The organism is Mycobacterium sp. NPDC006124, from assembly GCF_040614235.1.
Taxonomy (GTDB): Bacteria; Actinomycetota; Actinomycetes; order Mycobacteriales; family Mycobacteriaceae; genus Mycobacterium.
This window is the reverse complement of record NZ_JBEXUA010000020.1, coordinates 51,218-58,920: the sequence shown is the minus strand read 5'-3', so window position 1 is coordinate 58,920 and position 7,703 is coordinate 51,218. Positions and strand designations below refer to the sequence as shown.

Sequence of the window (7,703 nt, the reverse complement as noted above, 5' to 3'; positions counted from 1 at the left end):
AGCCGGCGACGACGGCACCACCACCGTCCCCGCCAAACTCGTCACCATCGACACCACCACCGGAAACGTCATCAGCACAACACCATTCGACGGCCCAACCATCGGCCCACTCGTCCTCACCCCGGACGGCAGCCGCGCCCTGCAACTGGTCTCACTACCCGACGCATTCGCCTTCGGCGGCACCAAGGTCTACGTCATCGACACCACCACCGGCACCGTCATCGCCGCACCCCTGATCGGCGACCCACCCAACGCCAACCTGCCCATCCTGCTCAACGACGACGGCACCACCGCCTACGTCATCCGCGACCTCAGCAAGACCATCTCCCCCCAAATCACCACCATCGACACCACCACCGGCACCGTCCTGACCAACACCGGCATCGACCGCGGCGGCAACATCACCGGCTACACCCTCACCGCCCACGGAACCCGACTACTCATCAACAAATCCGCCGGCGACGACGGCACCATCACCGTCCCCGCCAAACTCTTTGTGGTGAATACGAGCCTCGGTCAGACGATTCCGGTCTGACGAGGCTCGTGGCGCGGACCATTTCTGCCGGCTCCCGCGCCGGTCGGTTAACGCTGCGGGGGCCGCGGCCCACGCGGCGGCGGGCCCGGCGGCGGCCGGAACCGAGTGGTCGGCGGTTCACTCGGCGGTCGCTGGGGCCGTTGGTTCGGCCTTGGCGGCTGAGCCCGCGGGGGCATGGGCGTCGGGGGACGACGCGGTGGGTGCGGCGTCCGGCGCGGCGGCCGCAACCGCATCGCCTGCGTCGCGTCCTCGGAGTAATCCCGTTGCACCAGAACGTCTTGCGAGATGCGGTCCAACGCCTCCCTGACCTGGGTGCGGTCGGGCTGGATCTGCAGCCCCGCGGACTGGGTGAGCCCGGTGGTGAGCCACTCCAACGTGTGCGCGCGCACCAGCTCGACCTCGCGGGCCCCGGCCGGCGTCAGCCAGAACTGATCTTGCGTACGTTGCGCGAACCCGGTGAGGGCCAGCCGGTCGAAGGCCGGTTCGAGGATCTCCCGCGGCACGCGCACGTGTTCGGCGATGTCGCTGAGCCGGGCCTGCCCCGCGGCCTGCCCGAACCGGTACACCTGCAGCAGCGCCCACAACCGGCTGATGTCGAGCTTGCTGCCGCCCGGCCGCTCCACGATGGACCGCAACTGCGCGCCGGAACCGTGGCGGATCAACCGGCCGACGGCGTTCTCCAGAAGTTGGTCCGGCGAATCGGTGGTCGGCATCGCGAAGCCCTCGCCCATGTCGGCGGCGATGCTGACGTCGTTGCTGCGCAACGGAACCTGCTTGAGCATCAATGCCAGCAGGAAACCGACCACCGCCACCGGCGCGGCATACAGGAACACCTGATCGAGGGCGTCGGCGTAGGCCGACGCGATCGGTGCGGCCATCTCCGGGGACAGTGCGTGCAGCGCGTCCGGTGACTGCGCGGCCGCGGCCGGCGCGCCGCTCTTGGCGACGGCGTCGGCGAGCGGGTCCTTCAGGAAGTTGTTGAACAGCGACCCGAACACCGCCGCGCCGAACGAACTGCCGATGGTCCGGAAGAACGTGACGCCGGAGGTCGCGACACCGAGGTCGGCGAAGTCGACGGTGTTCTGCACGATCAGGACGAGCACCTGCATGCACATGCCGATGCCCGCGCCGAGGATCACCAGATACAGCGACTGCACCAGGGTGGAGGTGTCCGGTCCCATCCGCGACAGGAGCACGAAGCCGACGGCCATCACCGCCGTCCCGGCGACCGGGAAGATCTTGTACTTTCCGGTGCGGCCGACGATCACGCCGCTGCTCATCGACATGGTCAGCAGGCCCAGCACCATCGGCAGGGTGTGCAGCCCGGACGTGGTCGCCGAGACACCGTCGACGAACTGCATGAAGGTGGGCAGGAACGTCAGCGCGCCCAGCATCGCGAAGCCGACCACGAACGACAGCGCGCAACACACCGCGAAGACCGGTTCGCGGAACAGCCGCATCGGCAGGATGGGTTCCTTCGCCCGCAGCTCGACGGCGATGAACGCGGCGATGGCCACCACCGACCCGACGAACAGGCCGATGATCATCATCGACCCCCAGGCGTACTCGCTGCCGCCCCAGCTGGTGGCCAGCGTCAACCCGGTGGCGCCGAGGCCGACCAGCACGATGCCGGCGTAGTCGATGACCGGCCGCGCCTTGCGGCCCAGGTTCGGGATGGCGATGACGGCGACGATCAGCACGACGACGGCGACGGGCACGTTGATCCAGAACGCCCAGCGCCAGCTCAGGTGGTCGGTGAAGAACCCGCCCAGCAGTGGGCCGATGACCGTCGTGACGCCGAACACCGCGCCGAGGGCGCCCTGGTACTTGCCGCGTTCGCGCAGCGGGATGACCTCGCCGATGACCGCGGTGGCGGTGACCATGATGGCGCCGCCGCCGATGCCCTGCAGGGCCCGCGCCGCGACCAGCATCGGCAGCGAGCCGGCCAGGCCACACAGCACCGACCCGGCCATGAAGAACAGCACTGCCGCGATGAAGACGGGCTTGCGGCCGAACAGGTCGCCCAGCTTGCCGACGATCGCCGTCACCACCGTCGAGGCCAGCAGGTAACTGGTCACCACCCAGGCCTGATGGCCGGCGCCGCCAAGGTCGGCCACCACGGTCGGCAGCGCAGTGGCCACGATCGTCTGGTCGAGCGCCGCCAGCAGCATGCCCAGCAGCACGGCCGTGAAGATCAGATTGCGTCGCGACGGGTCGATCTGAACCTCGTTCGACCGCGGCGGTTCGGTCACCGTGTCCGTCATGCATTGCCTCGCTCGGGTGTCTGTGAAGGTCGACGTTAGTTACGCGACCTAACAATGTACCCGCGGAGGCCCCGAAATAATCCCGTCAGCTGGCCGAGCCGTACTCCAGCGCCGACTCCGACGAGTCCACGTGGCCGTTGCTGATGATGGTCAGCCCGTCGGAGCGCACCTGGTAGCGGGCACCGTCGGCGGGGTTCACCGCGTCGAATCCGCCGTCGGTCGGGACCGCGTCGGCGATGCGCACGTTGGCGCCGTCGCGCAGGCGTTCGCCGTGGTAGTAGTAGCTGCCGGGCGACTCCTGGCAGATCACCGCCAGGGACGACGCCGTGCGGATGGCGGAGACCAGCGTGCCCGCGTCGCAGCGGGCGGCCTGACCGACGAAGCCCTTCGCGTCGACGTTGGACACCCCGGAGAGGCGCGCGGCGGTGGACGTCGTGGTGGTGGTCGTCGGCGTACCGGTCTCCGTCGTTGCGCCCGGCGCGGCGGCCAGCGGGCTCTGAGCCTGCGATCCGGTGTCACCCCCGGTGAAGACGATCGCCGCGGCCAGGCCCGCCGCCAGGCACAGCGTGGCCACCGCACCCGCCAGCAACAGTTTCTGGGTGCGTCCGAACCGCGACCGCGCCACCGGCGCCTGCACGGCCGCGGCCGGGTGCGGAACGTAGGCCGGAGGTCGCTCGGCGGTGAACTGCCGGGTGCTCGGGGGCGGGGAGAATCGGGGCACCGCAGCGTGCACCGCGGCGGCCGCCGCCCGGGCCAACTCGCCCGCGGTGGCGAACCGCTCACCGGGACTCTTGGCCATGCCCTTGGCGATGACGGCGTCGAATGCCGGGTTGACGCCCGGTCGCACCTCGCTGGGTCGCGGCGGCGGGGCGAACATGTGGGCGCTCATCACCTGCCGGATGTCGGCGGCGTCGAACGGTGCCCGACCCGTCAGGCACTCGAACAGCAGGCACGTCAGCGAGTACACGTCCGACGGGGGCCCGCCGGGCTTGCCGCTGAGCCGCTCGCTGGCCATGTAGGCACACGACCCGATGATGAGGCCCGTCCTGGTGACGGTGGCCTCGCCGCCGCCGTTGGCGATCCCGAAGTCGACCAGATAGGCGAAGTCGTCGGGCGTCAGCAGGACGTTCTCCGGCTTGATGTCGCGGTGCACCAGGCCGTTGGCGTGGGCGGCGTCCAAGGCGGCGGCCACCTGCGTGACGATCGCGACCGCACGCGCCGGCGGCAGCACTCCGTTGACCCGCAACTCGTCCTTGACGCTGCCGCCCTCTACCAGGCGCATGTCGATGTAGAGCACCCCGTCGATCTCACCGAAGTCGTGCACGGGGATGACGTGGGGTTCCTGCAGTCGGGCCGCGATGCGCGACTCCCGGCGAAACCGGTCCCGGTAGCTCGAATCCGCGGCGACGTCGGCCCGCAGGATCTTCAGGGCCACCATCCGCTCACGCACGGTGTCATAGGCGCGGTAGACCTCGCCCATGCCGCCCATGCCGATGAGCTCCCGCAGCTCGTAGGGGCCGAACCGCGTGCTCGGACGTGGTCCAGCACCCGGGGACACCATGACGATCCTTCCCTCACTGCACCTCGGGGCCTGCCTCGCACCCGCTCGTGGCGGTTGACCTGGCACGATGCCGAAGCGCAAGCAGCACAAGCCAATTGATTCGTGCCCAGGGTACAGGGTTCAACGGGCCGTCGGGATGGGGCGAGTGATGTGACGTACGCCCCCCTGCGCTGCTCGCCACCGGGCGGGAACCCCTCGACGTCGCCGGCCGGGACGCGCCGCTAATCGAGTGCTGCCCAGGCACTTCGAACATCAGCCCGACGGGGGGCCGCGGCACGGGTTACGCTGACGCGCACGGTTGAGCCCCGCAGCCAGACACCATGGTCCGTCCCCTGTCGATCGGCTCTTCTACGTGTTCACCAACGACGTCGTCACACCACTCGCTGCCCGTAGCCCCGTCACGGAGTGCCACGGCGTCCAGCTGCGCGCACAGCTGCGCAGCGTCGCCATCCTCGTCGAGGTGACGGGTCAGCTCAGCCCCGCCAATCGCCACCAGGTGTCGACCCACCTGCGCCGGTTCGCCCTGGTCGGCGATCCGCTGGTGGTGGACCTGCTGAACACCGGCGGCGTGGACGACGAGCTGGTCGGCGATCTGCGCGGCGTCGCCGACGTGACCCTCGTCGTCGACCCGGCGCGACGACACCGCCTCGCACGCCACGACTCCGTGCCGATCGTCGGCTCGGTCGGCGACGCGATGCGCATCATCGCCGGGCGACTCGCCGCCCGCCGCACACTCCCGGTGCGGTCGACGGCACCGTCGGCCCGCCCGTGCTAGAGGTGGCGGGGACGCGAACTGCGGGTTGACTCCTCATGACCGCCCCGTCGGGTGCTCACGCCAGCCGTACGATGGCGTGGGTCACGACAACGGAATGGACGTCTCGATGAGCACGGTGACCACAGCCTGGAACTCCGCCGACGTAAAACCGTTGAGCGACAGCGCGTTATCCCAACTCGACGGCTGGTGGCGGGCGGCGAACTACCTGTCGGTCGGCCAGATCTACCTCCTGGACAACCCCCTGCTGCGGACGGCCCTGACCCGCGACGACGTCAAACCCCGGTTGCTCGGCCACTGGGGCACCACGCCGGGTCTGAACTTCCTCTACGCCCACCTGAACCGGGCCATCAAGGAGCGTTCCCAGTCCACGATCTACGTCACCGGCCCCGGCCACGGCGGCCCCGGCCTGGTGGCCAACGCCTACCTCGACGGCACCTATTCGGAGACCTACTCCGACATCACCGCCGACGCGGAGGGTTTGCGGAGACTGTTCCGCCAGTTCTCCTTCCCCGGCGGCATCCCGTCCCACGTCGCCCCCGAGACGCCCGGCTCCATTCACGAGGGCGGCGAGCTTGGCTACGCGCTCTCGCACGCCTACGGCGCCGCGTTCGACAATCCCGACCTGCTGGTGGCCGCGGTGGTCGGTGACGGTGAGGCGGAGACCGGCCCGCTGGCGACGAGTTGGCACTCCAACAAGTTCGTCAACCGCACCCAGGACGGCGTGGTGCTGCCCATCTTGCACCTCAACGGCTACAAGATCGCCAATCCGACTGTGCTGGATCGTATTCCGCACGACGAGCTGCGCAGTCTGATGATCGGGTACGGCCACGAGCCGTACTTCTTCGAGGCGACCGAGGACACCGACCTGGCCCAGGCCCACCGGGACTTCGCCGAGCTGCTCGACACGGTGCTCAACCGGATCGCCGAACTCAAGGCACTCCCCGACGACGACGTCGAGCGGGTCCGCTGGCCGATGATCGTCTTCCGCACCCCCAAGGGCTGGACCGGGCCGGCCTACATCGACGGCAAGAAGACCACCGGATCGTGGCGGGCACACCAGGTTCCGCTGGCCAACGCCCGCGACACCCCCGAGCATCTCAAGGTGCTCGCCGACTGGCTGGCGTCCTACCGGGCCGACGAACTGTTCGACGCCGACGGCACACTCGATCCGACGATCGCCGAACTCGCCCCGACGGGTGAGTTGCGGATGAGCGCCAACCCGCACACCAACGGCGGTCTGCTGATGAGGGATCTGCGCCTGCCCGACTTTCGGGACTACGCCGTGGACGTGCCCGCCCCGGGGGCGACGATCGCCGAATCCACCCGGGTGCTGGGCGGCTGGCTGACCGACGTGGTGCGGCTCAACCCCGACAACTTCCGTATCTTCGGCCCCGACGAGACGGCGTCGAATCGCCTGCAGGGCGTCTACGACGCGACCGCCAAGCAGTGGAACGCCGAGTACGTCGGCCCCGAGGTCGACGAACACCTCGCCCGCGCCGGGCGGGTCATGGAGATGCTCTCGGAGCACCAGTGCCAGGGCTGGCTGGAGGGGTATCTGCTGACCGGGCGCCACGGCCTGTTCAACTGCTACGAGGCGTTCATCCACATCGTCGACTCGATGTTCAACCAGCACGCCAAGTGGCTCAAGGTGACCAACCACATTGCGTGGCGCCGGCCGATCGCCAGCCTGAACTACCTACTGTCCAGCCATGTGTGGCGCCAGGACCACAACGGCTTCAGTCACCAGGACCCCGGGTTCATCGACCACGTGGTCAACAAGCGCGCCGAGGTGGTCCGGGTGTACCTGCCGCCGGACGCCAACACGCTGCTGTCGACCTACGACCACTGCCTGCGGTCGCGCCAGTACGTCAACGTCGTCGTCGCCGGCAAGCAGCCGAGCCCGAACTTCCTCACCATGGAGGAGGCGGTCGCGCACTGCACCCGCGGCCTGGGCATCTGGGACTGGGCGGGCAACGAAACCCCCGGGGAGGAGCCGGACGTCGTCGTGGCCACCTGCGGTGACGTCCCGACACTCGAAGGACTGGCGGCCGTCGACCTGCTGCGAAAGAACATCCCCGACTTGACGATCCGCTTCGTCAACGTGGTGGACCTGATGCGGCTGCAGGACGAGAAGGAGCATCCGCACGGGTTGTCCAACCACGAATTTGACATGCTGTTCACCCGCGACAAGCCGGTGATCTTCGCCTATCACGGCTACCCGTGGCTGATCCACCGCCTGACCTACCGTCGCGCCAACAACGAGAACCTGCACGTGCGCGGTTACAAGGAGGAGGGCACCACCACCACGCCGTTCGACATGGTGATGCTCAACGACCTCGACCGCTACCACCTGGTGATCGACGTCATCGACCGCGTTCCGTCGCTGCAGTCCTCATACGCCACGCTGCGCCAGCAGATGGTGGACAAACGGCTCGCCGCCCGGGAGTACACCCGCACCCACGGCGACGACATCCCGGAGGTGCGGGACTGGGTGTGGCCGGCCGCGCACGGCGCGACGTTCGGCGCCGTGGGCGCCACCGAGTCGACCGGTGGCGACAACGAGTAGCC

General features: G+C 69.0%; 5 protein-coding genes. 3 read left to right on the top strand and 2 right to left on the bottom strand.

What is annotated here, in order from left to right; all coding sequences use genetic code 11:
* Positions 1–535: hypothetical protein (locus ABZ195_RS26535; RefSeq protein WP_355222881.1), on the top strand; the 535-nt coding region annotated here is incomplete at its 5' end.
* 47 nt (positions 536–582) lie between these two features.
* On the opposite strand, the gene ABZ195_RS26530 is transcribed toward ABZ195_RS26535, so the two are convergent.
* Together ABZ195_RS26530 and ABZ195_RS26525 are read right to left on the bottom strand one after the other, a co-directional pair.
* The gene (locus ABZ195_RS26530) at positions 583–2,799 is read right to left on the bottom strand and encodes an MDR family MFS transporter (RefSeq protein WP_355222880.1); all 2,217 of its coding nucleotides are present in this window, start codon (positions 2,797–2,799) and stop codon (positions 583–585) included.
* A gap of 85 nt (positions 2,800–2,884) precedes the next feature.
* The gene (locus tag ABZ195_RS26525; protein WP_355222879.1) at positions 2,885–4,357 is read right to left on the bottom strand and encodes a serine/threonine-protein kinase; all 1,473 of its coding nucleotides are present in this window, start codon (positions 4,355–4,357) and stop codon (positions 2,885–2,887) included.
* Positions 4,358–4,712: 355 nt separating this feature from the next.
* Here ABZ195_RS26525 and ABZ195_RS26520 point away from each other — a divergent pair, with 355 nt between their 5' ends.
* Together ABZ195_RS26520 and ABZ195_RS26515 are read left to right on the top strand one after the other, a co-directional pair.
* A complete protein-coding gene (locus tag ABZ195_RS26520) occupies positions 4,713–5,135 on the top strand; it encodes a hypothetical protein (RefSeq protein ID WP_355222878.1) in 423 nt (140 codons plus the stop codon).
* Between the two features lie 106 nt (positions 5,136–5,241).
* The gene (locus tag ABZ195_RS26515) at positions 5,242–7,701 is read left to right on the top strand and encodes a phosphoketolase family protein (RefSeq protein ID WP_355222877.1); all 2,460 of its coding nucleotides are present in this window, start codon (positions 5,242–5,244) and stop codon (positions 7,699–7,701) included.
* Positions 7,702–7,703: the final 2 nt, after the last annotated feature.

What these genes read in the sequence shown, in the direction of transcription:
- ABZ195_RS26530 (WP_355222880.1), bottom strand. Translation starts at nt 2,799, where the DNA reads ATGACGGACACGGTGACCGAACCGCCGCGGTCGAACGAGGTTCAGATC.
- ABZ195_RS26515 (WP_355222877.1), top strand. Translation starts at nt 5,242, where the DNA reads ATGAGCACGGTGACCACAGCCTGGAACTCCGCCGACGTAAAACCGTTG.